This window comes from Gordonia sp. ABSL11-1, assembly GCF_030315685.1.
In the GTDB taxonomy this organism is placed as follows: Bacteria; Actinomycetota; Actinomycetes; order Mycobacteriales; family Mycobacteriaceae; genus Gordonia.
In genome coordinates this window covers 126,270-150,237 of the sequence record NZ_JASXSI010000001.1, presented here as the reverse complement: position 1 = coordinate 150,237, position 23,968 = coordinate 126,270, and the positions used below count along the sequence as shown (strand labels likewise).

General features: G+C 66.9%; 23 protein-coding genes and 1 pseudogene. 10 read left to right on the top strand and 14 right to left on the bottom strand.

All coding sequences use genetic code 11. The features are described from left to right. Positions 1-32: 32 nt before the first annotated feature. A complete protein-coding gene (locus tag QSJ19_RS00715) occupies positions 33-1,217 on the top strand; it encodes an MFS transporter (protein WP_286317779.1) in 1,185 nt (394 codons plus the stop codon). Here QSJ19_RS00715 and QSJ19_RS00710 read toward each other — a convergent pair. From QSJ19_RS00710 to serA, 4 genes are all read right to left on the bottom strand, one after another. After that, complete coding sequence (locus QSJ19_RS00710) at positions 1,174-2,196, bottom strand: DUF1648 domain-containing protein (protein WP_286317778.1); 1,023 nt, start codon at positions 2,194-2,196, stop codon at positions 1,174-1,176. The two genes, QSJ19_RS00715 and QSJ19_RS00710, sit on opposite strands and share 44 nt — an antisense overlap. Then, positions 2,193-2,546, bottom strand: a complete 354-nt coding sequence (locus tag QSJ19_RS00705; protein ID WP_286317777.1) for a GntR family transcriptional regulator — start codon at positions 2,544-2,546, stop codon at positions 2,193-2,195. Before QSJ19_RS00705 ends, QSJ19_RS00710 begins: the two co-directional genes overlap by 4 nt. A gap of 106 nt (positions 2,547-2,652) precedes the next feature. Beyond that, positions 2,653-3,663 carry a 3-isopropylmalate dehydrogenase gene (locus QSJ19_RS00700; RefSeq protein WP_286317776.1) on the bottom strand — a complete coding sequence of 337 codons (1,011 nt, stop codon included), beginning with the start codon at positions 3,661-3,663 and terminating at the stop codon, positions 2,653-2,655. After that, on the bottom strand, positions 3,660-5,255 hold the full coding sequence (gene serA, locus QSJ19_RS00695) for a phosphoglycerate dehydrogenase (protein ID WP_286317775.1): 1,596 nt from the start codon (positions 5,253-5,255) through the stop codon (positions 3,660-3,662). The genes QSJ19_RS00700 and serA overlap by 4 nt, the downstream gene beginning before the upstream one ends. Before the next feature lie 318 nt (positions 5,256-5,573). Here serA and QSJ19_RS00690 point away from each other — a divergent pair, with 318 nt between their 5' ends. Further along, entirely contained in the window at positions 5,574-6,239 is a 666-nt protein-coding gene (locus QSJ19_RS00690; RefSeq protein ID WP_286317774.1) for a chymotrypsin family serine protease, read from the top strand. 79 nt (positions 6,240-6,318) lie between these two features. Here the strand turns inward: QSJ19_RS00690 and QSJ19_RS00685 are convergent, their stop codons facing one another. The 7 genes from QSJ19_RS00685 to QSJ19_RS00655 all read right to left on the bottom strand — a co-directional run bounded on the left by QSJ19_RS00685 (position 6,319) and on the right by QSJ19_RS00655 (position 12,877). Beyond that, positions 6,319-6,711 (bottom strand): hypothetical protein, encoded by a 393-nt coding sequence (locus QSJ19_RS00685; protein WP_286317773.1) that lies wholly within the window; start codon positions 6,709-6,711, stop codon positions 6,319-6,321. Then, on the bottom strand, positions 6,704-7,234 hold the full coding sequence (locus tag QSJ19_RS00680; protein ID WP_286317771.1) for a hypothetical protein: 531 nt from the start codon (positions 7,232-7,234) through the stop codon (positions 6,704-6,706). Before QSJ19_RS00680 ends, QSJ19_RS00685 begins: the two co-directional genes overlap by 8 nt. Before the next feature lie 278 nt (positions 7,235-7,512). Then, complete coding sequence (locus tag QSJ19_RS00675) at positions 7,513-8,709, bottom strand: hypothetical protein (RefSeq protein WP_286317770.1); 1,197 nt, start codon at positions 8,707-8,709, stop codon at positions 7,513-7,515. A 92-nt stretch (positions 8,710-8,801) separates the two neighbouring features. After that, entirely contained in the window at positions 8,802-9,032 is a 231-nt protein-coding gene (locus QSJ19_RS00670) for a hypothetical protein (protein WP_286317768.1), read from the bottom strand. A 297-nt stretch (positions 9,033-9,329) separates the two neighbouring features. After that, positions 9,330-10,343 (bottom strand): ketol-acid reductoisomerase, encoded by a 1,014-nt coding sequence (gene ilvC / locus QSJ19_RS00665; protein ID WP_286317766.1) that lies wholly within the window; start codon positions 10,341-10,343, stop codon positions 9,330-9,332. An 87-nt stretch (positions 10,344-10,430) separates the two neighbouring features. Next, complete coding sequence (gene ilvN, locus QSJ19_RS00660) at positions 10,431-10,934, bottom strand: acetolactate synthase small subunit (RefSeq protein ID WP_187583362.1); 504 nt, start codon at positions 10,932-10,934, stop codon at positions 10,431-10,433. Further along, positions 10,931-12,877 carry an acetolactate synthase large subunit gene (locus QSJ19_RS00655; RefSeq protein ID WP_286317765.1) on the bottom strand — a complete coding sequence of 649 codons (1,947 nt, stop codon included), beginning with the start codon at positions 12,875-12,877 and terminating at the stop codon, positions 10,931-10,933. The genes ilvN and QSJ19_RS00655 overlap by 4 nt, the downstream gene beginning before the upstream one ends. A 264-nt stretch (positions 12,878-13,141) precedes the next feature. On the opposite strand from QSJ19_RS00655, the gene QSJ19_RS00650 reads away from it, so the two are divergent. From QSJ19_RS00650 to ilvD, 3 genes and pseudogenes are all read left to right on the top strand, one after another. Beyond that, entirely contained in the window at positions 13,142-13,609 is a 468-nt protein-coding gene (locus tag QSJ19_RS00650; RefSeq protein ID WP_502876075.1) for a PH domain-containing protein, read from the top strand. 103 nt (positions 13,610-13,712) lie between these two features. Continuing rightward, positions 13,713-15,024 (top strand): annotated as a pseudogene (mgtE, locus tag QSJ19_RS00645) (magnesium transporter). A 186-nt stretch (positions 15,025-15,210) separates the two neighbouring features. Continuing rightward, a complete protein-coding gene (ilvD, locus tag QSJ19_RS00640) occupies positions 15,211-17,055 on the top strand; it encodes a dihydroxy-acid dehydratase (protein ID WP_286317763.1) in 1,845 nt (614 codons plus the stop codon). A 14-nt stretch (positions 17,056-17,069) separates the two neighbouring features. Here ilvD and QSJ19_RS00635 read toward each other — a convergent pair whose 3' ends face one another. Further along, positions 17,070-18,323: a DoxX family protein gene (locus QSJ19_RS00635; RefSeq protein ID WP_286317761.1), complete on the bottom strand. Its 1,254-nt coding sequence runs from the start codon at positions 18,321-18,323 to the stop codon at positions 17,070-17,072. An 81-nt stretch (positions 18,324-18,404) separates the two neighbouring features. On the opposite strand from QSJ19_RS00635, the gene QSJ19_RS00630 reads away from it, so the two are divergent. From QSJ19_RS00630 to QSJ19_RS26715, 4 genes are all read left to right on the top strand, one after another. After that, positions 18,405-19,559 carry a PQQ-dependent sugar dehydrogenase gene (locus QSJ19_RS00630; RefSeq protein WP_502876054.1) on the top strand — a complete coding sequence of 385 codons (1,155 nt, stop codon included), beginning with the start codon at positions 18,405-18,407 and terminating at the stop codon, positions 19,557-19,559. A 365-nt stretch (positions 19,560-19,924) separates the two neighbouring features. Continuing rightward, positions 19,925-20,248 (top strand): glycohydrolase toxin TNT-related protein, encoded by a 324-nt coding sequence (locus tag QSJ19_RS00625; protein WP_286317760.1) that lies wholly within the window; start codon positions 19,925-19,927, stop codon positions 20,246-20,248. Further along, positions 20,245-20,454, top strand: coding sequence for a glycohydrolase toxin TNT-related protein (locus QSJ19_RS00620; protein ID WP_286317758.1), 210 nt, complete (start codon positions 20,245-20,247; stop codon positions 20,452-20,454). Before QSJ19_RS00625 ends, QSJ19_RS00620 begins: the two co-directional genes overlap by 4 nt. Beyond that, complete coding sequence (locus QSJ19_RS26715) at positions 20,403-20,909, top strand: Imm63 family immunity protein (protein WP_353507108.1); 507 nt, start codon at positions 20,403-20,405, stop codon at positions 20,907-20,909. The genes QSJ19_RS00620 and QSJ19_RS26715 overlap by 52 nt, the downstream gene beginning before the upstream one ends. Before the next feature lie 11 nt (positions 20,910-20,920). On the opposite strand, the gene gatB is transcribed toward QSJ19_RS26715, so the two are convergent. Beyond that, a complete protein-coding gene (gene gatB / locus QSJ19_RS00610; RefSeq protein ID WP_286317756.1) occupies positions 20,921-22,423 on the bottom strand; it encodes an Asp-tRNA(Asn)/Glu-tRNA(Gln) amidotransferase subunit GatB in 1,503 nt (500 codons plus the stop codon). A 148-nt stretch (positions 22,424-22,571) separates the two neighbouring features. Between gatB and QSJ19_RS00605 the strand changes: the two genes are divergently transcribed. Continuing rightward, a complete protein-coding gene (locus QSJ19_RS00605) occupies positions 22,572-22,814 on the top strand; it encodes a PspC domain-containing protein (RefSeq protein WP_286318136.1) in 243 nt (80 codons plus the stop codon). 1 nt (position 22,815) lies between these two features. On the opposite strand, the gene QSJ19_RS00600 is transcribed toward QSJ19_RS00605, so the two are convergent. Continuing rightward, the gene (locus QSJ19_RS00600; protein WP_286317755.1) at positions 22,816-23,850 is read right to left on the bottom strand and encodes a 6-phosphofructokinase; all 1,035 of its coding nucleotides are present in this window, start codon (positions 23,848-23,850) and stop codon (positions 22,816-22,818) included. Positions 23,851-23,968 lie beyond the last annotated feature (118 nt).

The window sequence follows — 23,968 nt, the reverse complement described above, 5'->3', positions numbered from 1 at the left end:
CGTTTCGAGACGACGCGACACCGGATGCAGCGATGACACCGCGTCGTCGGTGGACGATGCTGTGCTGCGCGCTGGTCGCCGCGATGACGACGACCTGTGCGGTGAGCGGTGTGGCGTACCTCATCCCGGCACTGCACACCCAGCACGGGGTCTCGTTGTCACAGGCGTCGATCCTCGCCACGATCCCGACGATCGGGCTCATGCTGCTCATCATCCCGTGGGGCGCTCTGCTGGACCGGTTCGGTGAGCGACGGGTCCTGATCATCTCGTTGCTGATCACGTTGACCGGCACATGCGCCGCCGCGATCGTGTCGGCCCTCGGCGCCCCCTTCTGGGTGCTCGGAGCGGCCCTGTTCGTCGGCGGACTCGGCGCCGGCGCCGCCAACGGCGCGAGCGGCCGAATCGTGGTGGGCTGGTTCCCCGCCCGGCAGCGCGGCACCGCGATGGGCGTGCGCCAGATGGCACAGCCGCTGGGAATCGCGGTGTGCGCACTCACCATGCCGCTGATCGCTGCACACTCCGGAGTGACGACTGCCTTGCTCGTGCCGGTCGCCGTCACTGCAATCGGTCTGCTGGCCTGCATCGTCGGCATCGTCGATCCGCCTGCCGCACCGTCCTCCTCGTCGACCGGATCGACGGATTCCGACAATCCCTACCGTGCAGGCGGTTTCCTGGCACGTGTGCACGGGGTCAGTGTGCTGCTGGTGATCCCACAGTCGATGATGTGGACGTTCGTGCCCACCTGGCTCATCGTCGCCCATCACTGGGCGCCTGCTGCCGCGGGTGCGCTGGTGACGGCGACGCAGATCGTCGGCGCGGTCGGACGGATCGTCGCGGGACGTGTCTCGGACATCTGGGACTCGCGGATGCGACCCATCCGGGTCGTCGCGCTGGCCGCGGCCGTGTCGACGGCGGTGCTGGCGCTGACCGACTGGCTGCACAGTCCGATCGCACCGGTGGTCATGGCGCTGGCCACGGTGGCCTCGGTGGCCGACAACGGGTTGGCGTTCACCGCGATCGCGGAGTTCGCCGGTCCCGGGTGGAGCGGTCGCGGGCTCGCGATCCAGAACACGGCACAACACCTGGCGACCGCGGCGAGCACACCCGTCCTGGGCGCGGTCATCGGTGCCGCCGGGTTCCCGATCGCGTTCGCGCTGACCGCGATCACCCCGCTCATCGCGGTGCCGCTGGTCCCCCGTGACGCACAACGTGATTGATCAGCCCGGCCGCCGTTCGGGCATCGTCGACGACGACGACCTCGCGCGCCCCGGAACGTCGGACCACCAGGAGTGCCGAGCCCGACCGGAACACGAAACCCTTGACGCCCTTGAGGTCTCCCCGCACGGAGATCCGGTACCCATACCCGCCGAAGTCGCGGAGTGCCCGGACGGACACGACTTCCGCGTGATCGATCGTCGCCATCGGCGCATACCTGCGCGGCCATCCCAGTCGACCACGAATGCTCACACCCGAGTGATCGACGGTCACCCGGATTGTCCACACCAGCAGCGAGGCGGCGACAACCAGCACCAGTGCAGCCAGCACGATCCACGATCGCAGGACCACCGTCAGGGTCGTCAGCACCACCATGGCCACACCGAGGATCACCGATGCCCCGGCCGACATCGACACCGCCCGCGTCCACATGAACCGCTCCCCTGCACCGAGCATCAACTCGGGTCGGACGCCGACGTCGTCTGAGACATCCGTGCACCAACCGGGTACGGCCGCGGCCAGGCCGATTCCGCACACCACACCGACGGCGAGGGCACACCCGATCTGCCACTGCGGGGTGCCCGCGTCCGCTGCATCGCTGACACCACGCTGCATCGAGGTCGTCAGCACGACGATCCCGATCGTCGAGAACGCCACTCCTGCAACGACTCCCACCACCGATCGGATGATGCTCCGATCGGTGGACCGCGCACAGAGAACTCCGCCCAGGAGGGCACCGAGAACCCCGATGACGATCGGGGCGGCCACCACGAATCCCGGCGCGCTGAAGCCGTCGGCGCCGTCGGCGGACCAGTGTGTGGCAACCGGATTCGGCAGGTCGTCACGCCAGCTCGCAACAAGCGCCGCCCCCGCCACTCCGGCCACCAGCGCCGGCACCATCGCCAGCGCCAGCACGACGCCGCGATCACGGGCAGTCGGACCGGCCGCGCCGGCGTTCACGCGTCGTGATGCCTCGGTCATGTCGTCCACCTCTCCGTGATCTCCGCACTCAACGCCGCAGGCGCGATGTCGAGTCGGCGTGCGAGTCCGATGAGCCGGTCGATGGCCTCGACGAGCTCGGCGCGGTCGAGCGCGCCGCCGGTGACGACGGCACCTCGACCTCGTCGTAGTTCGACGACGCCCTCGTCCCGCAGGGTCTGATAGGCCCGCAGCACCGTGTGCAGGTTGATGTCGAGCGACGCCGAGAGTTCGCGTGCCGCGGGCAACCTCTCCCCGTTCGCCACCTCGCCACGGGCTATCGCTCCCCGCACCGACGCGGCCACCTGCTCGAACAGCGGCGCGCGCGACATCGGGTCGATGCGGATCAACACACAGAGATCATATAGTTCTAGTCCAATTAGAACAATCGGCTTCCAGAAATAGCGCGAGCCCCGCCGGACATGGCCGTGCGGGGCTCGCGAGGGGGACGCCGAGTTGCTACACGCGGTCGCGGATGCGGCGACCGATCTCCGATGTACCGAGGCTCTCCGCACCGCGCTCGGCCAGATCGCTCACGACCGCCTTCTCCACGCGCTCGGCGGCATCTGTCTCGCCGAGGTGATCGAGCAGCAGGGCGGCCGAGAGGATCGCGGCCGTGGGATCGGCCCTGCCCTGACCCGCGATGTCGGGCGCACTGCCGTGCACCGGCTCGAACATCGACGGATTGGTGCCGGTGGCGTCGATGTTGCCGGATGCGGCCAAACCGATGCCGCCGGTGACCGCCGCGGCGATGTCGGTGATGATGTCGCCGAACAGGTTGTCGGTGACGATCACGTCGAATCGACCCGGGTCGGTGACCAGGTAGATCGTTGCGGCATCGACGTGGCAGTAGTCGGTCGAGACATCGGGATACTCCGCGCCGACCTCGTCGACTGTTCGGCTCCACATCGAGCCGGCGAAGGTCAGCACGTTGGTCTTGTGGACCAGGGTCAGCTTCTTGCGCCGGGCTCGCGCACGGTCGAAGGCGTTGCGCACCACGCGCTCGATGCCGAAGCGCGTGTTCACACTCACCTCGGTCGCGACCTCCTGCGGTGTGCCCACCCGGATGGCGCCGCCGTTGCCGGTGTACGGGCCCTCGGTTCCTTCCCGGACGACGACGAAGTCGATGTCCGGATCACCGGCGAGAGGCGAGGTCACGCCCGGCAGCTTGCGCGAGGGACGCAGGTTGACGTGGTGATCGAGGGCGAACCGCATGGTGAGCAGCAGTCCACGCTCGAGTACCCCCGACGGCACCGACGGGTCACCGATCGCACCGAGGAGGATCGCGTCGTGCTCGCGCAGCGACGCGAGATCGTCGTCGGTCAGCAGCTCGCCGTTGCGGTGATAGCGACGCGCGCCGAGATCGTAGTCGGTGGTGGAGACGTCGGGCACGACGGCCTCGATGACGCCGAGTGCCTCGGCGATGACCTCGGGACCGATGCCGTCACCGGCGATGACGGCGAGCTTCATGACAGATCCACCTGCTCGATCAGGGTCGCGCCCACGGCCTCACCGATCGAGGCGAGGACGTCGTCGTCGAGCTTGGCACTCACACGCAGCATGACGGTGGCGCCACCGCCCTCGGCGTCCTGCGACAGCCCGGCAGCCTTGATGTCGATCCCCGCATTGCCGAGCAACGTGCCGATCTTGCCGAGCGATCCCGGCTGATCGTCGTAACTGACGAGAAGGTTCTGCCCCTCGGCACGCAGGTCGAAGTTGCGGCCGTTGATGTTGACGATCTTCTCGACCAGTCGCGGTTCGGTGAGCGTGCCCGCCACGTTGTGCACCGATCCGTCGGCGAACACGGCCTTCACGTCGACCACGCTGCGGTGATTCGGGCTCTCCGACGCGGTCGTCACCTCGCTCGTCACACCACGGTCAGCGGCCACCGCCGGTGCATTGACGAAAGTGACCGGCTCGTCGAGAACCGCCGAGAACAGTCCGCGCAGCGCCGACAGTCCGAGGACGTCGACGTTGTTGGCCGCGATCTCACCGCGCACGTCGACGACCAGCGACGTCGGGGGCTCCTTGCTGATCGCACCGACCAGGACGCCGAGTTTGCGGGCGACCTCGAGCCACGGAGACACCTCCTCGTCGACCGCACCGCCGGTGATGTTGACGGCATCGGGGACGAAATGTCCGGCCAGGGCCAGTCGGACGCTCTTCGCGACGTCGGTGCCCGCGCGGTCCTGTGCCTCGCTGGTGGACGCGCCCAGATGCGGCGTGACGACGACCTGCGGGAGTTCGAACAACGGCGAGTCGGTGCACGGTTCGGTGGCGTAGACGTCGAGACCCGCACCGCGGACATGACCGGAGGTGATGGCGTCGGCCAAGGCCTGCTCGTCGATGAGGCCACCACGCGCGGCGTTGACGATGACCACGCCCTTCTTGGTGAGCGCGAGCTGATCCTTGCCGATCAGGCCCAAGGTCTCCGGGGTCTTCGGGAGGTGCACGGTGATGAAGTCGGCGCGGGTGAGCAGTTCGTCGAGGGAGACCAGCTCGATCCCCAGCTGGGCGGCGCGAGCCGGCGAGACGTACGGATCGTAGGCGATGATCGACGTCTCGAACGCGGCCAGCCGCGCGGCGACCAGTTGACCGATCCGGCCGAGTCCTACGACGCCGACCGTCTTGTCGAAGATCTCGACACCGTTGAACGACGACCGCTTCCAGGTGTGTTCGCGCAGGGTTGCGTCGGCGGCGGGGATCTGGCGAGCGGCGGCCATCAGCAACGCGACCGCATGCTCGGCGGCGGTGTGGATGTTCGACGTCGGGGCATTGACGACCATGACCCCGCGCTGGGTGGCGGCCGAAACGTCGACATTGTCGAGACCGACGCCGGCGCGCGCGATGATCTTCAGCTTCGGCGCGGCCTCGAGGACCTCACCGTCGACGGTCGTCGCCGACCGGACCAGGATCGCGTCGGCGTCGGCGGCCGCCTCGAGCAGCTTCGGGCGGTCGGGCCCATCGACCCAGCGCACCTCGACGTCGTCTCCCAGCGCTTCGACGGTCGATGGTGCCAGTTTGTCGGCGATCAGAACGACCGGACGGCCAGCTGAGGTCACAATATTCTCCATGATCGGGGACCGGGTGAACGAGTGCGGAGACCGCCACGATCGGCTCCGGTGACCGCGACGACTTCCGCGGACAGCTTAGTCGTCGCGCATTCGTCGCTTCGCAGGCGGTCGGTGCCAGTCAGACCGGTGCGTGACGAAATGCAGGTAGATTGTGAGCGGCATTACGGATAGGTTGCAAACCGACCCCGGGACGATTCCGTGTACGGCACGGCGCGCTCGGCGACCGGTACGGTGTGCTTGGCCCCGAGTCGCGCGATCTCGGGGCCGTCATGGATCTCGAGTGTGCGTCGAACGAGCGGAGTTTGGATGATGAGGAAGCTGACAGCACTGTTGGCGGTTCTGGCTGCAGTGGTGCTGACCGGCTGGGGGGCTGGCTCTGCGGTTGCCGCACCGGCGAAGATCTACCTCGGGGGCGGGTCAGGGATCCTGGTTCTCAAGGGCGGTAACTCCGCTGCTGCCTGCACCCTGACGACCATCGGCAAGTCCAAGACGAACAAGCTGATCGGCATCACCGCGGGCCACTGCGGCGACCCGGGTCAGAAGGTCTACTCCGAGACCTTCCAGGACCGCGGTCAGGCGGGCACCATCACGTACTCGGCCAGCGATCTCGACATCGCCGTCATCGAGTTCAACCCGGCCAAGGTCGTGCCCCTGCGCACCGTCCGCGGCGTGACGATCCGCTCGATCGACACCAAGCCACTCGCCTTTCCCGCGGTCGCCTGCAAGCAGGGTCGCACCACCGGCAACACCTGCGGCATCAGTTGGTTCTCGGACGGCAACGCACATTTCAGCCAGATGTGCGTCATCGAAGGCGACTCCGGTAGCCCGGTCGTCGTCGGCGATCGACTCGTCGGGATGGTGAACGCCTACTACTTCCTGGCGTGCATCGGACCGGAGACCGGTACCAACATGGCACCCATCCTCAAGCGCGTCGGATCGCTCCCGCAGTACGGCGGATTCCGCGTCATCTGACCGACGACCACACAGATCGGCCCCGAGGGTGAACCCTCGGGGCCGATTTGTGTTTCGGGGGGTGAGCGCCGCGTCGACGTCACGGTTCGTAGTAGGCGTCGGGATTCGCTTGCCGCCATGCGCCGAGCTCGCGAGAGAACTGTTCACGCGTCCACTCCTCGACATCGCGGATCTCAACTCCGGATTCATCGAAAAGCGAGAAGCCGGAACTCCGTTCAGACCACTCCGTCACCGCTTTGCTGATCCTTCGGGCCAATTCGGCCGTCTGAACTCGTCTGTCACTTGCGAAAAGCGCGTAGTCGTTGCTCCTCCAGGACGACGGCATCGGCACGACCAGGTTTGTCAACGCATCGTCACCCAAACGGTTCAGTGCATCTCGCACCTCGGAGCGGAGATTCGGATCGACTGACAGCTGAGTCAGCACGTCCACATACGAGTCCGGTATGGCAGTCACCTGGCGGACCTCAGACATGCCGGGACCGATCCTCAACAACGAGCCCATCGCGCAATCGCCTGATTGCCGCCGTGGAGCCCAACTCTGTCCGGAGTTCTGGGTGGCGCCAGTAGAAGTCGAGTAGCCACAGCGTCGCGCTCGCTCCGAGCGCGGTCTGGTCGACACGAATCTGATGCTGCCGATCGCCGGGTGCCAATGACAGCCAAGCGCCAAGACGCCGGTCCCCCTTTGCTGGTGAGGGCTCGACCTCGCCGACCGACTCCCAGAATTCGACCCCCCTCCGCGAGGAGAAGCGAATTCCTTCCGCCGCGAGCCCGAAACCACAGTCATCGGTACGCGCCACGCGGACGGCGCGTCCGATGAAGGCCACGCCCAGTACGAGCGCAATCGGCGGATAGAGATCCATCCGGGCTGAGGGCAGCGGGATGTCCAGCCGATCACTCCATACTGCGTTGGCGAAGATCACGAATCCCGCGCCACACGCTACCGCCGATGCGAAATCGTAGACCCGCGTGCGACTGTCGCGACGCAGAATGAGCATTCGCTCCCGCAAGCGAACTACGGACTCAGTGCGGACGACGTGACACGAGACCCGACGCCGACGAACCGACCGAGCGAGAATCGCGAGTTCGAGGACCAATCCCACCGCCACCAAAGACACGCTGATGAGACCCTCGAACTGGTTGCCGCGCAGGGCTGCTACGGCGAACACACAGAGGAGCGATGTGAGGACGCCGTAGACGATCGCGGTGCCCCGATCTCCCCTGGACCATCCGGACGTCCAAGCGCCAGGAACCGGGAAGGTGGCAGGCGCCTTCGTCATTTGCACACCGCCTGACCAACAGCGTTCCCGAGGATTCCGAACGCGAGACTGCCGACGACCGAGAATCCCGCGACCTTCAGCGCGCCTGCGCCAGGCGACATCAGCGCGGCGACACCCAGATCACCAGCGAGACTGACCGCCCCGGTTGTACCTGCCACACACTGGTCGTACCCGGACTTGGCAGTCGCGACCGCCAGTGCCGTGCCCAGGACCGTCAGCGCCGGCCCGGCCACCTTGGCGCCGACCTTGAGCGTCTCGGCCTGACCCGCCGTCAGGTACGGGAGACCGTCGGCAACATGCGGTTCCAACGCAGCCATACCGCCGCCGGCAAGCGCCTGTGCCACCTCTCGACTCCCGGCAACCTGCACCGTGACCCCATCCACCACCGCAGTTGCATGCCCTCCGGCGGTCTCTGTCACCACCACGGGTGACCTTCCCGCCCGCATCAGGGTCGTCGTGGTCGAACGGTCGAGGTTGATGACCTTGGTCGATATGAGAAACCCCTTCTCGCTGTACATCGCGAACTCGTCTCCCACGCCTCCATGATGTGCATCTGTGTATTCCTGCCGGCTGCCGTCGAGCATCCGCAGGGTGGTCACCGTCTTGCCGTGCTCGGTGATCGTGCTCTTATCGACCACAGTTCCCATCATGTGCTCGGCAAGCCGCTTCTGCTGGGCCTCACGTCCCTTCGTCGGGTGCTCCCCGCGCTCCTCGTCCGAGTAGGGATCCGTTGTCACATCTCGTGGCGCCGCCCGGTCGTCCCACAATTCCGGCATCTCCGTTGCCATGACCTTTATCTGAGATCTGATGAAGTTGCCGAGATCATGGTCGGCATGCCCGAGATGCATCAGGTGCGGATTCAATTGATCCTGAAAGCCCATGGCGGCGAGCATCATCAGCTTGGCCATCGCCGGTGACATCACTTTCTCGCGGACCAGGACGGTCCAATCATCGGTCACATAGAGGTCGCCGGACTCGATGACACGTACGAGTCCCCTGATCGCGTTTGCCGATTCGGCCAGAACCGGACCGTACTTCTCGATCCCGACGACGCTGGAGACGGCGACGTTCTTGATAGCGTTCGCGGAACCCTCGCCTTGCTCCACTGCACCGACGGCAGCGTCATGGGAGTGCCCGCGCCACGTTCCATCGGGACCCATCGAATAGATCTGATGACTCGCGTCGGTGGCCATCGCGCGAAGGTCGTCCGCCCGGGATTCGATGGTCTCGCCGCACGGGAGGAGTGCGTCGACATTCCATGTCTCGAGCACAGGTCTACTTGGGATCATCTCGGCTGAGCGGCCTCTCGAATCCCTTGCGCGATCTCGTCGTCATCACGCTCGAACTCGCCCGCAGCGTTCGTAACCGCCCCGGCGATCTCCGAGTAGAAGGTCGACAGCGCATTCAAGGCCCGTTGGAACTCAGGCACCGACGTGCTCGCCACGAATGCCGTCGAGGAGCCCGGCATGCAAGCTGCCAGGTCGGTGAACGCCTCGGGTAGGCGAGATTCGGACATCCCCACCGACACCTGATCCACACCCCCCGAAAATGTCCGGAGAACGTCCGGCTCCACCTCGACCCCGACACGAGCCCCCCTGTTGTCACGCTTTCGCCGCCGTGCGCCGGCAGAGCATACCGACTGTGAGAACGCATCGCGCCTGCGACGCCGTTCATACAAATGACCCGCGTCGACCACCCCCAGCCGTTGCGATCCGCTCCGCCTACCGGGCCCGATCGCAACGCCTGTCCCGGCCGGAAGACGACTGTGGCCGTCACCCCTGGAGGGGCAACGGCCACAGAACGATCAGATCGCTCAGGCGGTCTCGGTGATCGGGCGATCCACCCAGCTCATCAGGTCGCGCAGCTTCTTGCCGGTGACCTCGATGGGATGCTCGGCGTTCTGCTTGCGCAGACCCTCGAGTTCCTTGTTGCCACCCTCCACGTTCGCGACGAGCCGCTTGACGAAGGTGCCGTCCTGGATGTCCTTCAGGATGCCGCGCATGCGCTCCTTGGTGTCGGCATCGATGACGCGGGGACCCGACAGATACCCACCGAACTCCGCGGTGTCGCTCACCGAGTAGTTCATGCGGGCGATGCCACCCTCATACATCAGGTCGACGATCAGCTTGAGCTCGTGCAGCACCTCGAAGTAGGCCATCTCCGGGGCGTAGCCCGCCTCGACCATGACCTCGAAGCCGGTCTTGACCAGTTCCTCGGTGCCACCGCAGAGCACGGCCTGCTCACCGAACAGGTCGGTTTCGGTCTCTTCCTTGAAGGTGGTCTTGATGATTCCCGCGCGGCCACCGCCGATGGCGCTGGCGTAGCTCAGCGCAAGGGCCTGGCCCTCGCCCTTCGGGTCCTGGTCGATCGCGATCAGGCAGGGCACGCCCTTGCCGTCGACGAACTGACGGCGGACCAGGTGCCCCGGGCCCTTCGGCGCGACCATGCCGACGGTGATGTTGTCGGCCGGCTTGATCAGGTCGAAGTGGATGTTGAGGCCGTGGCCGAAGAAGATGGCGTTGCCGTCTTTGAGGTGCGGCTCGATCTCCTCGGTGAAGATCTTGGCCTGCGACGTGTCCGGCGCCAGGATCATGATGACGTCGGCCCACTCGGCGGCCTCGGCGGCGGAGAGGACCTTCAGACCCTGCTCGGCTGCCTTCTCCCGCGACTTGCTGCCCTCCCGCAGACCGACCGCGACGTCGACCCCCGAGTCACGCAGCGACAGCGAGTGCGCATGCCCCTGGCTGCCGTAGCCGATGACCGCGACCTTACGGCCCTGGATGATCGACAGATCGGCGTCGTCGTCGTAGAACAGTTCGATCGCCACAGTTGGTTTCCCTTCGATTTCTGTTGTCCCTCAAGGCTTGTGTGGCCCGAGGGCATGTGTACTACTGCGCGGCTCCCGCCGTGGGTGTCAGCGGTTGGCCGACATGCTCTTGGGTCCCCGACCCAGTGTCACCGCTCCGGACTGGGCGATCTCGCGGATGCCGTACGGATCGAGCATCCGCAACAGCGCCTCGAGCTTCTCGCTGGTGCCGGTGGCCTCGACGGTCAGCGACTCCGGCGAGACGTCGATGACCTTGGCACGGAACAGGTTGACGACCTCGATGACCTCACTGCGCACCGACGAGTCGGACCGCACCTTGACCATCATCAGCTCACGGGACACCGAACTGGCCGGGTCCTGCTCGACGATCTTGATCACGTTGATGAGTTTGTTGAGCTGCTTGGTGACCTGCTCGAGCGGGAAGTCGTCGACGGTCACCATGATGGTCATCCGGGAGATGCCCTTGAGCTCCGTCGGTCCCACCGCGAGCGACTGGATGTTGAAGCCGCGACGGGAGAACAGGCCCGAGACGCGGGCGAGCACGCCCGGACGGTCCTCGACCAGAACGCTGAGGGTATGGGTCGTGCTCACTTCTCGTCCTTTGTTGATGTCGTCGTGGCCGACTCCGCGCGGGCCATCGTGTCGTGGATCTCGACCGGGTCCGACGCCGACTCGTCCTCGTCGAACAGCGGCCTGATGTCACGGGCGGCCATGATCTCGTCGTTGCCGGTGCCGGCGGCGACCATCGGCCACACCTGCGCGTCGGCGCCGACGATGAAGTCGATGACGACGGGACGGTCGTTGATCTCGCGGGCCTTGGCGATGACCTCGTCGACGTCGGACTCCTGCTCGACCCGGAATGCCGCACAGCCCAGGGCTTCTGCCAGCTTGACGAAGTCGGGGATCCGGCGTGAGTGGGTCGCCAGGTCGGTGTTGGAGTAGCGCTGTTCGTAGAACAGTGTCTGCCACTGACGCACCATGCCCAGGTTGCCGTTGTTGATCAGCGCGACCTTGATCGGGATGCCCTCGATCGCGCAGGTGGCGAGTTCCTGGTTGGTCATCTGGAAGCAGCCGTCGCCGTCGATCGCCCACACCTCGGTCTCGGGGGCGGCGGCCTTGGCCCCCATGGCTGCCGGGACGGCGTAGCCCATCGTGCCCAGACCGCCCGAGTTGAGCCAGGTCCGCGGCTTCTCGTAGGAGATGAACTGCGCAGCCCACATCTGGTGCTGGCCCACGCCGGCGCAGTAGACCGCGTCGGGACCGGCGGCCTTGCCGATCGCCGAGATCACGAACTCGGGAGACATGGAACCGTCGGCCTGACGGTCGTAGCTCAGTGGGTACGTGCGCCGGATGTTGTCCAGATAGCGCCACCAGGTGCCCAGGTCGGGCGCCTCCGACGTCGTCGCACGCTCGTTGCGAATCGTCTCGATGAGGTCACCGATGACCGCCTTGCAGTCGCCCACGATCGGGACGTCGGCGTGCCGGTTCTTCCCGATCTCGGCGGGATCGATGTCGGCGTGGATCACCTTGGCATCCGGGGCGAACGACGACAACTGTCCGGTCACACGGTCATCGAAACGAGCGCCGAGGGTGATCAGCAGGTCGCTGCGCTGTAGCGCCGCGACTGCCGCGACGGTGCCGTGCATGCCGGGCATGCCGAGATGCTGCTGGTGGCTGTCGGGGAACGCACCGCGCGCCATCAACGTGGTGACGACCGGAATCCCGGTCAGCTCGGCCAGTTCCAGCAGCTCCTCGGAGGCGTTGGCCTTGATGACCCCGCCACCGACGTAGAGCACCGGCGCCTTGGCGGCCTCGACGAGCCGGGCCGCCTCGCGCACCTGCTTACCGTGCGGTTTGGTGACCGGCCGGTATCCGGGCAGGTCGATCTGCGGGGGCCACGAGAAGGTGGTCTGTGCCTGCAGGATGTCCTTCGGGATGTCGACGAGGACCGCACCGGGTCGTCCGCTCTCGGCGATGTGAAACGCCTCCGCGATCACGCGCGGGATGTCGAGGGCATTGCTGACCAGGAAGTTGTGCTTCGTGACCGGCATGGTGATGCCCGAGATGTCGGCCTCCTGAAATGCATCGGTGCCGATCAGGGCGCGGCCGACCTGGCCGGTGATCGCAACGACGGGAACCGAATCCATCTGGGCGTCCGCGAGAGGCGTGACCAGGTTGGTGGCCCCCGGGCCCGATGTCGCCATCATGACGCCCGCGCGGCCGGCAACCTGTGCGTACCCGGTGGCTGCGTGACCCGCGCCCTGCTCGTGACGGACCAGGACGTGACGGACCTTCTGCGAATCAAGGAGCGGGTCATAGACCGGGAGCACCGCGCCGCCGGGAATACCGAAAACCACCTCGACGCCGAGTTCCTCGAGCGATCGGACGACGGATTGTGCGCCGCTGACGCGCTCGGGTGCAACGGTGTGCCGGCCTACGGCCCGCAGGTTCCCACCCGCTGGTGACTGCTGACGTGGCGCCGCGTCACGCGCAGTGTCCCGCGCGTTCTCGGTACGTGCTGTTGGTGCGCTCACTGCACGGTCCTTCATGCTTGGTGTTCGTTCAGTTGACAAGAAAAAACCCCCGACAGCTTGGCTGTTCGAGGGTGGCGCGTCGATGCTGGAGGTCTACGAAGTGACCGGTCAGGCGACGACGCGCCGGCCGATTACTACGAGATTCTCGTGCTTCATCACGCCATCACGGTAGGACCGGCGCAGGTGATGAGTCAAACCACGTCCACCTCCGTCCCACATCGTGAGAATTCCCTGGTGGATCTGCAAGATCCGCGAGATGCGAGAATGGTGGGCGTGTCCACGTCATCCCCCGCCTCCCCCGACGCCGCGCCCGCGGTCGAACTGCCGCAGACCTTCCGTATCCAGCGTCTCGCCTGGTTCGCCGTGCCGATGATGTTCGTCGTCACCGTGATCCTCGCCGGCGCGTCGTTGGTCTGGCTGGGATGGACGCTGATCCTCCCGGTAGTGCTCGGTTGGTGGATCGTCCGCATCCGGACCGTGGTCACCGAAGACGGCCTGCGCGCCGTGCACACCTTCTCCACACGCGAGATCGCGTGGAACGAGGTGGAGGGAGTGCAGTTCCCGCGGTGGGGATCCGTTCGCGCCGTCCTTGTCAACGGAGTGCGTGTCCGGTTGCCCGCCATCACGTTTGCCGACCTACCGCGGTTGTCCGCGGCGAGTCAGGGCCGCATCCCGGACCCCTACGAGTCCCACGCGCGCAGCCAGGAATCCGACGAGGACACGAACAGCTGATGAACATCTCGGCGGGAGCGCCCTGCCCGCCGAGGACGACGGGACCGTCGTCGTCCTCCGCCGCTGGCGTTCGTCCGTGACCGCGTCCCCCTCCGTCCACGACATCGGTGACGACATCGCCGCAGGCTCGTTCGCCGCGGTGGCGTCGGCTCTTATCGGACAACCGCACGGCGACATCGCCGACATCCTCGATCACCTGTCACGCGAACGCCGGGGCATCGTGTTCCGTCTCCTCGCCAAGGAGGTCGCCGTCGAGGTCTTCGACGACCTCTCCGCCCACTCGCAGCGCGAATTGATCGCCGACCTCGGCACCGTAGAGGTGGCCGAGGCGTTCGACAATCTCGATCCCGACGATCGCGCCGAACTGCTCGACGAGCTCCCCCGCGGCGGTCGCGCGGAGTCTGGTGCAGCAGTTGTCGCCGGCCGAGCGCGAGATGGCCGGAGTCGTCCTCGGCTACCCACGACGCTCGGTGGGTCGGCGGATGAGTCCCGAGCTCGTCCACGCCTACCCGGACGAGACCGTCACCGAGACACTCGACCGGGTGAAGACCCGCGGTCACGACGCCGAGACGATCTACACCGTGCCGGTCATCGACCGGGCCCGCGTCCTGGTCGGCGTGGTCAGTCTCCGCGATCTGCTGCTCGCCGACCCCGCAGCCTCTGTCGAGACCATCACCACGAGACCGATCTTCGCCCATGCCGACGACGAGGCGGAGACCACGGCACAGCGTTGCGTGGATCGCGGCATCCTGGCGATGCCGGTCACCGACCGCGAACACCGCCTGGTCGGCGTCCTCACCATCGACGACGCCGTCGAGGTGATCGAGCAGGCCCGTGACACCGACGAGGCCCGCGCGGGGCCACGCGAACCACTCGAACAGCCCTACCTCGTGGCGTCGATCCTCGCGATCACCCGCCCGCATCGTGTGGCTGTTCGTCCTCGCGGTGTCCGCGATCCTGACGGTGAACGTGCTCGAGATCTTCGAGAGCACCCTCGACGAGATGGTGCGCTGGCCCTGTTCATCCCGTTGCTGACGGGCATCGGCGAAAACACCGGATCGCAGGCCGCCACGACCGTCACCCGCGCGCTCGCCGTCGACGACGTGGCACCGCGGGACGTGTTCCGGGTGGCGGCCAAGGAGATGCGCGTCGGCATCACGCTCGGCGTCATCCTCGGGCTCGCCGGATTCGCCGTGGCATCGGCGATGTACGACACCGACATCGGGACCGTGATCGGTACGACGATCCTCGCCGTCTGCACCATGGCAGCCACCGTCGGCGGCATCATGCCGCCGATCGCGAAGTCGATCGGCGTCGACCCGGCGGTGTTCTCCACCCCGTTCATCTCGACGTTCTGCGACGCGGCCGGCCTCATCATCTACTTCTCGATCGCGAAGGCGGTGCTGGGTATCTGAGTTTGTTCACGCTGGTCGGCGGAGTAGCCTCGATCGCGCGGTGCCGACGCGCCCGACCGGTGTCGTCGGCGACCCTCCGACGACCCGCGACGCGTGCACAATCCGCGCATCGTGCGACGCCGACATCACAGCCCACCGCACGCTCCGCCGCCCGCGGAGCCGTTGATCTGATCGAGGTACATCGCGATGCCAGCCCTGAGGTCCCGAACCACCACTGTCGGACGCGAAGCCGCCGGAGCGCGCTCGCTCTGGCGGGCGACCGGTATGACCGACGACGACTTCGGCAAGCCGATCGTGGCGATCGCCAACTCCTATACGCAGTTCGTGCCCGGGCACGTGCATCTCAAGGACGTCGGCGAGATCGTTGCGGACGCGGTCCGCGCGGCCGGCGGTGTGCCCCGCGAGTTCCACACGATCGCCGTCGACGACGGGATCGCGATGGGTCACGGCGGCATGCTGTACTCGCTGCCCAGCCGCGAGATCATCGCCGACTCCGTCGAATACATGGTCAACGCGCACACCGCGGATGCGCTGGTCTGTATCTCCAACTGCGACAAGATCACCCCGGGCATGCTCAACGCCGCGATGCGACTCGACGTCCCGACGGTGTTCGTCTCCGGTGGCCCGATGGAAGCCGGCAAGGCGGTCGTCGTCGACGGTGTGGCCCATCCGTCGTCGGACCTGATCACCGCGATCTCCGCGTCCGCCAACCGCGACGTGGACGAGGACGGACTGTCCGAGGTGGAGCGCTCGGCCTGCCCGACGTGCGGATCGTGCTCCGGGATGTTCACCGCCAACTCGATGAACTGCCTCACCGAGGCCCTCGGCCTGGCCCTGCCCGGCAACGGTTCCACCCTCGCCACCCACGAGGCGCGGCGCGGGCTGTTCGAGCGCGCAGGCACGGTCGTCGTGGAGGCGGCCCACCGCTGGTATCGCGACGACGACGCCTCGGTGCTGCCGCGGAACATCGCCACCCCTACCGCATTCCGCAACGCGATGGCCCTCGACGTCGCCATGGGCGGATCGACGAACACGGTGCTGCACATCCTCGCCGCCGCGCAGGAGGGTGAGGTCGACGACTTCGACCTCTCGGTCATCGACCAGATCAGCCGCAACGTCCCGTGCCTGTCGAAGGTGGCGCCCAACTCCGATTACCACATGGAGGACGTGCACCGTGCGGGTGGAATCCCGGCCATCCTGGGCGAATTGCGCCGGGCCGGACTCATCGACGACACCGCGCCGACCGTGCACAGCCCGACGATCGGCGAGTTCCTCGACGAGTGGGACATCCGCAGCGGCACCGCCACGGACGCGGCGCTCGAACTGTTCCACGCGGCGCCCGGGGGAGTCCGCACCACCTCCCCGTTCTCGACGGCGAATCGCTGGAGTTCGCTGGACACCGACGCCGCCGGCGGGTGCATCCGCGACCTCGAGCACGCCTACACGGTGGAGGGCGGATTGTGCGTCCTGCGTGGCAATCTGGCACCCGACGGCGCAGTGCTCAAGACCGCGGGCATCGACGAGGACCTGTGGCACTTCGAGGGTCCGGCACGTGTCGTCGAGAGCCAGGAGGACGCGGTCCAGGTGATCCTCTCCAAGACGATCCAGGCCGGCGAGGTCCTCGTCGTCCGCTATGAGGGACCCGCCGGCGGACCCGGCATGCAGGAGATGCTGCACCCGACCGCCTTCATGAAGGGCACCGGCATGGGCAAGAAGTGCGCCCTCATCACCGACGGTCGCTTCTCGGGCGGATCGTCGGGCCTGTCGGTCGGCCACATGTCGCCGGAGGCGGCCTCCGGCGGTGCCATCGGGCTGGTCGAGGACGGCGATCCGATCCTGATCGACGTGAAGACCCGACGCCTCGAGGTCCTCGTCGATGACGAGGTGCTCGCCGAGCGGCGCGCCAAGATGGAGGCATCCGAGCGGCCGTGGCAGCCGAAGGATCGTCAGCGGACGGTCACGACCGCGCTGCGCGCCTATGCCAAACTCGCCACCTCGGCCGACCGGGGGGCGGTCCGACAGGTCGACTGACGCGGGCGAACGGGTCAGCCGGTCGGATTGCCCGGCGACTGGAACGGATTGGTGCCGTTGAAGACCAGCCACACCGCGACAGCAGCACCGATCCCGACCACCAGCAGCGCCAGCGAACCCCACGCCGGGCGGCGCGCCCACCCGCGTGGTGCGTCGAGCGCGATCCGGCCGGGCCCGGCCAGGATGATCGCTGCGGCGCACACGGCGAGCAGTGCCTCGTACTCGATACCGGCACCGTTTCCGCCGCTTGCGAAGAACCAGACGCCGCCGGCCAGTGTGGCCTTGTAGGCACCGGCGACGAGCATCACGCCGAGAACCGCGGACGCGGCCACAGGTGTGAACAGACCGACCACGAGCATCAGCCCACCGAGCGTCTCGGACAGCGCGCCTACGATCGCAAGCGGGCGGGCCGCGTCGGCCTGGAACCCGATCGCCGGGTTGGGCGCGTTGACCAGCATGTCCTCGAAGCCGGACAGGCGCGGACCGTTCCACCATCCGAAGAGTTTCTGGGCGCCGTGGGCCATCGCGATCGCGCCGACCGCGCACCGCAACAACAGGAGTCCGAGGTCGAGGGTGCCCCGTCGCGCTCGGCGTTCGGCGTCGGACAGGTCTTCCTCGGCCGACCGGATACGATCGTCCGACGCGTTGGCAGGGGTATCAGTGTCGTACCCACTGGTGTCGTACGCGGCTGTGTCGAATCCGGCCGTGTCGTACACACCGGCGTCGTACCGCTCGGTGGCCGCCGTCGGGACGGCACCCTCGCCGAGACCGGCGGCCGGGACCGCGGTGACGGCATCCGTCCGCGCGGTGGCGGTCCGGATGTCATCCGCGTCCGTCTCGTCGGGCCCCGGATCGGTGCGCAGGTGCTCGGTCGGCACCGGGGTGCGTCCCGCAGCCGGACTGGCGAACCGGTGCGTGGGGGCCTCGGAGGACGACGTTTCCAGCGGTGGGGCCGGTTCCGGGGTCGGCGGCAAGGCGGCGTCCGGGGTCGCCGCGGGGTTCGCCACCGGGGCCGATCGTGTGGCCGGCACACCGGAGTCGGTGGGGATCGCCCTGGTCTCGATGTCGTCGGGATCGATGTCGTCGAGATCGTCGACGCGCGACATGGCCGCCCGTGGCGGGATCGCGTGTCGGGCGTAGAAGTCGTCGCGGTCCTCGGTCGGCGCCCGACGACGCCGCTGGGGTGTCGCCTCGCCCAGGTCGATCTCGCCGGTCGGCTCATCGTACGGACTGGAACCGCTGCCTGCAGCCATGTCACGTTCGTTCACGGTTCCGACTGTAGGCGCACTCACCCCGCCCGGCTCGTGCAGCCCGCGGTGAGTCGGAATCGATCGCCTACTGTGGGTGGCATGCGCATGGGGCGGCCGACGACAACGGGAAACCGGACACGGGCCACCCGTGTCGGCACCTTCCTCGCGATCGTGTCGGTCCTCGTGATGGTGAGCGGATGCGCCGACTTCACCGATCAGGATCGTGCCAAGGACGCCGGCGCGTTCAGTGCGAACAACGAGTCGGCCGCCAAGAAGGAACAGCCGCGGCCATCCCCCACCGAACCACCGGCGCCTCCGCCGCCTGGACCGTGCGTCGACCCCGATCCCGCGGTGATCGCGACGTGCCTGGCCTCCACCGCCGCCGTCCTGCCCGGCGACGACCAGGGCGACGTCACGGTCGTCGCCGAACGCACGACCGGCAAGATCATCACCACCAAACGCTTTGGGCCGCAACGGGTCCTGGCCACTGCCCCGGTCGACGCCTCGGGCGACGGCGGACTGATCGCATTCGCCTTCTCCCCCACGTACTCGCAAGACCGGCTGATCTACGCGTTGATCACGACACCGTCGGACAACCGGATCGTGCGTCTGGCGCCCGGAGATGTCCCCAAACCGATCCTCGTCGGGATCCCCAAGGGTGCCACCGGGAACATGGGTTCGATGTACTTCCGCAGCCCGGCCGAACTGGTGGTCGCCACCGGCAACGCGGGTGATCCGGCGGCCGCGGCCTCCCCCTCGTCCTTGGCCGGGAAGATCCTGTCGGTCACGTCCTTCCGGTCCGACGCGAATCCACGGCCCCGCGTGCTCGCCTCCGGACTCGGTTCGAACGTGTCGTTGTGTCCCAGCTCGGCCAGCGGGACGTTGTACTTCGCGGACCAGGGCTCGACCGAGGACCGCCTGCAGGTCCTCGAGTCCTCGGGTCCCAAGGTGCTGTGGACGTGGCCCGACCAGCCGCAGATCGCCGGGTGCGCGGCCACCTCGGGCGCGATCTATGTGTCCACCACGCGAACTCAACACATCGAGGTGCTGAACGAGCCCACGCGGCAGAAGCCGGCGATCACCCCGCCCGCGGTCGTCCTCGAGAAGCGGTACGGGGCGCTCGGCCGGATGGTCGCCCTGGACAACGGCATCCTGCAATTCGCCACGGTCAACAAGGAATACGGCAACCCGGTCAGCACCGACGACCGCGTGGTGAAATGGCTGCCACCGTCGTCGACGGAGGACCGCACCTGAGCTTTCACGACGACTGAAGCGTTCGCTCGACGTTGCGGAAAGAGACGCACGCGGTGAGGGCATCTCGGTACTGTTCGGTGCATCCACATTCGCGATCACCTCTGCGAAAGGCGCGGCCATGACCCGTCGCAGTCCCCCTCGTCATCCTGGCCTTCGCACTGTCGCTGGCGTTCTCGTCGGGAGCGGCTGCCACCGCTGCGCCCGGCCCATTCGGCGATCTGGACCTCGGATCACTCGGCGGCCCGACCACCCAAGGATGTTCGATCGCGCCCTACGACCGGAACAGCCGATCCGGACCGGCCACCCTGTCCACCCGTCCGCCGGTCGGAGAGCAGCTGGACGGATACCAGCGGTTCGGACTCACGATGAACAAGTACGAGTTCGACGAGACGTACTTCGACGACAAGGTGACGAACTGGTGGATCTACCCGGCCGAGCAGGGCTACGTGCTCGACCGCAACAAGCAGCCGATCAAGCACAAGATCACGCTGAGGGTCGGTAAGCGGATGGACCGCTACGGCGGCGAAGGCGGCAACTTCCTGTCGGTTCCGGGCACGAAGTATGCGGCCCGATCACTCCCGCCGTCGAACCTGTCCGGACCACAGGGCGAACCTGTCCGGACCACAGGGCGAACCTGTCCGGACCACAGGGACAGGAACAGTACTGCAACTACCACGTGTATGAGATGACCAAGCCGTTCCCGGTGGACACCGGCCGTATCGCACCGTGGTTCCAACAACGCGGCGGTGGCATCCAGTACGAGGTCATCCGTGGCTACGTCGATGACGGTTCGCATCCGGAGTGCATCACCTATATCAACAAGGACGGCCCCCTGAGCGTCGGATGGCTCAAGTGCGCGGGCCACCTGCGGCAATCGTTCCCGGCCGTGAGCTGATGCCCGTCCCGGCACCGGGCGGGGACGGTTCAGATGACCAGCTCGACGACGAAATGCGGACTCGGATCATCGATCTCGCACGCAGACTCAGAGCACGACCGGACGACGTACCGGTCCTCGGCTCGATCCGTGGTGATTCGACACCCTACTGCGTGCGCGGGCCGGGCGGCCGGCATCTGACATCCCGGGAACGTGACCGCGTCTTGTCCGACCTGAGTACCGACGGCGCCGAAGAGTTCCTCCGATGGGTGGCGGAGTCGATCTCCGAACGGATCTCTCGACGTCTGCACCCGCCCGGATCTCCCGAATCCAGCGGGGCATCCTGGCGCGCACAGTTCGACATCCTGGCGTCGGTCGATCACGGATGGGCCGACGCCTGGCTGGAGACGATGCGCACCCGCCTCGTCGACGCCGGCGCGAGCCGGGACGTCCTCGCGATGCTCCCCGCCCCGTGAGGGGGACGCGGTCACTGACAGGCGGCGAGTACCAGTTCCTTGACGCGCGCCGGATCGGCCTGCCCGCGGGTCGCCTTCATGACGTCGCCGACGATCTTCCCCGCGGCCTGCACCTTCCCACCACGGATCTTCTCGGCGATGTCCGGATTGGCCGCGAGTGCCTCGTCGACAGCCTTCTGCAGCGCGGAGTCGTCACGGACGACTTCGAGACCCCGGTCGGCGACGATCTGCTCCGGCTCGCCCTCGCCGTCGAGGACGGCGGTCGCGACCTGCTGGCCGAGCTTCGTGGTGAGTTTGCCCTCGTCGACCAGGCCGATGATCGTCGCCACCTGCCCGGGCGTGATCGACAGACCGCTCAACTCGACGCCCCGGGAATTGGCCTGTTGCGCGAGGAACGAGACCCACCAACCGCGAGCGGCCTCCGCGCCGGCACCGGCATCGACGGTCTCGATGATGAGATCGATCGCGCCGACATTGACGAGGTCGCGCATGACCTCGTCGGAGACACCCCACTCCTCCTGGATGCGGGTCCGACGCACCCACGGCATCTCTGGCAACGTGGTGCCGAGTTCGTCGATCCATGCCGGATCTGGTTGCACGGGAGGAAGATCCGGCTCCGGGAAGTAGCGGTAGTCCTCGGCTGTCTCCTTGCGACGGCCCGCAGAGGTGGTGCCGTCCTCCTCGTGGAAATGACGTGTCTCCTGGATGATCTCGCCACCTGCCTCGAGGATCGCGGCCTGGCGGCGCATCTCGTGACGGACCGCGACCTCGACACTCTTCAAGGAATTCACGTTCTTGGTCTCGGTGCGGGTGCCGAACTCGGTGGCGTCCTTGCGCATCAGCGAGACATTGGCATCACACCGCAGCGATCCCTGGTCCATGCGGACATCCGACACGTCGAGCGCCTTGAGAAGATCGCGCAGTGCCGTGACATAGGCGCGCGCGACCTCGGGAGCGCGCACGCCCGCACCGACGATCGGCTTGGTGACGATCTCGACAAGCGGCACACCGGCACGGTTGTAGTCGAGCAGCGAATGGCTGGCGCCGTGGATTCGCCCCGAGCCACCGATGTGCAGCGACTTGCCGGTGTCCTCCTCCATGTGCGCGCGCTCGATCTCGACCCGCCACGGCGTGCCGTCCGGGAGGAGCACCTCGAGGTACCCGTCGTGGGCGATCGGTTCGTCGTACTGCGAGATCTGGTAGTTCTTCGGCTGATCCGGGTAGAAGTAGTTCTTCCGCGCGAACACACTCGACGGGCGGATGGAACAGTTCAGCGCGAGTCCGATGCGGATCGCCGACTCGATCGCCTTCGCGTTCGCGACCGGCAACGAGCCCGGTAGACCGATGCACACCGGGCACACCTGGGTGTTGGGATCGGCCCCGAACGCGGTCGGACAGCCGCAGAACATCTTGGTCACGGTGCCGAGTTCGACGTGGACCTCGAGTCCCAGCACCGGATCGAAATCGGCGATGACCTGGTCGTAGTCGAGAAGTTCGCTGGCAGCGGCAATCATGGCGTCCATCTTATTGCTCGCCGCGGCGACGACACCGCCCGGGCATCACGGGGCCCGAGAAGCGGGGGTGAGGATCAGGGTCATCCCCGATGCCGGTGGCGCCGGCGATCCGTAGTGTCGAGGACACGAGAGAGGACTCGACATGACCATGACGACACCGACCCCCAACCGATTGATGCGTTCGCGCTCCGACTCCTGGCTCGGCGGGGTGTGTGGCGGGATCGCCGCACGCTACGGCTGGGACGCCACGATCATCCGCGTCCTGTTCGTCGCATCGGTATTGCTGCCCGGACCCCAGGTACTGCTGTATCTCGTGCTGTGGCTGGTGATCCCCCGCGAACCGGTCGCGCAGGCCCCGGTCTACCCGGCGACCTACCCACCCGACCTGTGACTCAGCCGAAGATGACCCGGATCTCCTGATACTGATCGGCGGGCACCGACTTCTGGTTGGCGAGCGCGTCCGCGAAGTCGACGCGCACGATGTCCGTACCGTTCAGTGCGACCATCTTTCCCCAGGCGTTGTCGGCGCACAGGTCGGTGATCCCCATCCCCAGGCGGGTGGCCAGCACCCGGTCGAACGCGGTGGGCACGCCGCCTCGTTGGATGTGTCCCAGCACGGTCGCGCGGGTCTCGATGCCGGTGCGTTCCTGGATCAGGGGCGCGAGGACCTCCGCGATGCCGCCGAGCCGTGGGCGGTTGAACCCGTCGAGGCCCTTGACGGAGTAGGCCTCCTCCATCTCGGGGAGCTTGAAGCCCTCGGCCACCACGACCATGGGTGCGCGCCCGCGACTCTTCACGCTGGTGACCCAGGCACAGATCTGGTTGAGGCTCTCCGGCTGCTCCGGGATCAGGATCGCGTGCGCACCACCGGCGATACCCGAGTACAGGGCGATCCATCCGGCGTGACGGCCCATCACCTCGAGCACCATGCAACGCTTGTGGGAGTTGCCGGTCGTGCGCAGCCGATCGATGGCCTCGGTCGCGATCTCGACGGCGGTGTTGAATCCGAACGTGTAGTCCGTCGCGTCGAGGTCGTTGTCGATGGTCTTGGGCACCCCCACGATGTTGATGCCGTCCTCGAACAACCGCTTCGACGCCGACGCCGTGCCCTCACCGCCGATCGCGATGACACCGTCGATCTCGAGGTTCTTGAGGACCTTCTTGATGTTCTCGGCACCACCGTCGGGCTCCTGGTAGGGGCCGAATCGGCTGGTGCCGAGAATGGTTCCGCCCTCGTGCGAGAGGCCGCGGACCGTGGTGCGGTTGAGCTCCATGATGTCGCCGTAGACGAGGCCGTACCAACCGTCCTTGAAGCCGACGAACTCATGGCCGTAGACGGTTTCACCCTTGAGTACCGCTCCGCGGATCACCGCGTTCAGCCCGGGGCAGTCGCCGCCGCTGGTCAGAATGCCGAACCTCTTGGCCATTACCGTGTGACCCTCTCTCGCCGCTGACCTGTCATGTACGTCGCTCTCACGTACGCCACTCAATCTAGTGTGCGGGGCGAGCATGTGCCGGATGTCAGGTCATCCCGCCGTTCACACC

Coding starts and splice junctions, on each gene's coding strand:
- QSJ19_RS00715 (WP_286317779.1), top strand. CDS start 33: ATGACACCGCGTCGTCGGTGGACGATGCTGTGCTGCGCGCTGGTCGCC.
- QSJ19_RS00710 (WP_286317778.1), bottom strand. CDS start 2,196: ATGACCGAGGCATCACGACGCGTGAACGCCGGCGCGGCCGGTCCGACT.
- QSJ19_RS00700 (WP_286317776.1), bottom strand. CDS start 3,663: ATGAAGCTCGCCGTCATCGCCGGTGACGGCATCGGTCCCGAGGTCATC.
- QSJ19_RS00690 (WP_286317774.1), top strand. CDS start 5,574: ATGATGAGGAAGCTGACAGCACTGTTGGCGGTTCTGGCTGCAGTGGTG.
- QSJ19_RS00685 (WP_286317773.1), bottom strand. CDS start 6,711: ATGTCTGAGGTCCGCCAGGTGACTGCCATACCGGACTCGTATGTGGAC.
- QSJ19_RS00680 (WP_286317771.1), bottom strand. CDS start 7,234: ATGCTCATTCTGCGTCGCGACAGTCGCACGCGGGTCTACGATTTCGCA.
- QSJ19_RS00675 (WP_286317770.1), bottom strand. CDS start 8,709: ATGGCCACCGACGCGAGTCATCAGATCTATTCGATGGGTCCCGATGGA.
- QSJ19_RS00670 (WP_286317768.1), bottom strand. CDS start 9,032: ATGTCCGAATCTCGCCTACCCGAGGCGTTCACCGACCTGGCAGCTTGC.
- QSJ19_RS00650 (WP_502876075.1), top strand. CDS start 13,142: ATGGTGGGCGTGTCCACGTCATCCCCCGCCTCCCCCGACGCCGCGCCC.
- ilvD (WP_286317763.1), top strand. CDS start 15,211: ATGCCAGCCCTGAGGTCCCGAACCACCACTGTCGGACGCGAAGCCGCC.
- QSJ19_RS00630 (WP_502876054.1), top strand. CDS start 18,405: ATGCGCATGGGGCGGCCGACGACAACGGGAAACCGGACACGGGCCACC.
- QSJ19_RS00625 (WP_286317760.1), top strand. CDS start 19,925: ATGAACAAGTACGAGTTCGACGAGACGTACTTCGACGACAAGGTGACG.
- QSJ19_RS00620 (WP_286317758.1), top strand. CDS start 20,245: ATGACCAAGCCGTTCCCGGTGGACACCGGCCGTATCGCACCGTGGTTC.
- QSJ19_RS26715 (WP_353507108.1), top strand. CDS start 20,403: ATGGCTCAAGTGCGCGGGCCACCTGCGGCAATCGTTCCCGGCCGTGAG.
- gatB (WP_286317756.1), bottom strand. CDS start 22,423: ATGATTGCCGCTGCCAGCGAACTTCTCGACTACGACCAGGTCATCGCC.
- QSJ19_RS00605 (WP_286318136.1), top strand. CDS start 22,572: ATGACGACACCGACCCCCAACCGATTGATGCGTTCGCGCTCCGACTCC.
- QSJ19_RS00600 (WP_286317755.1), bottom strand. CDS start 23,850: ATGGCCAAGAGGTTCGGCATTCTGACCAGCGGCGGCGACTGCCCCGGG.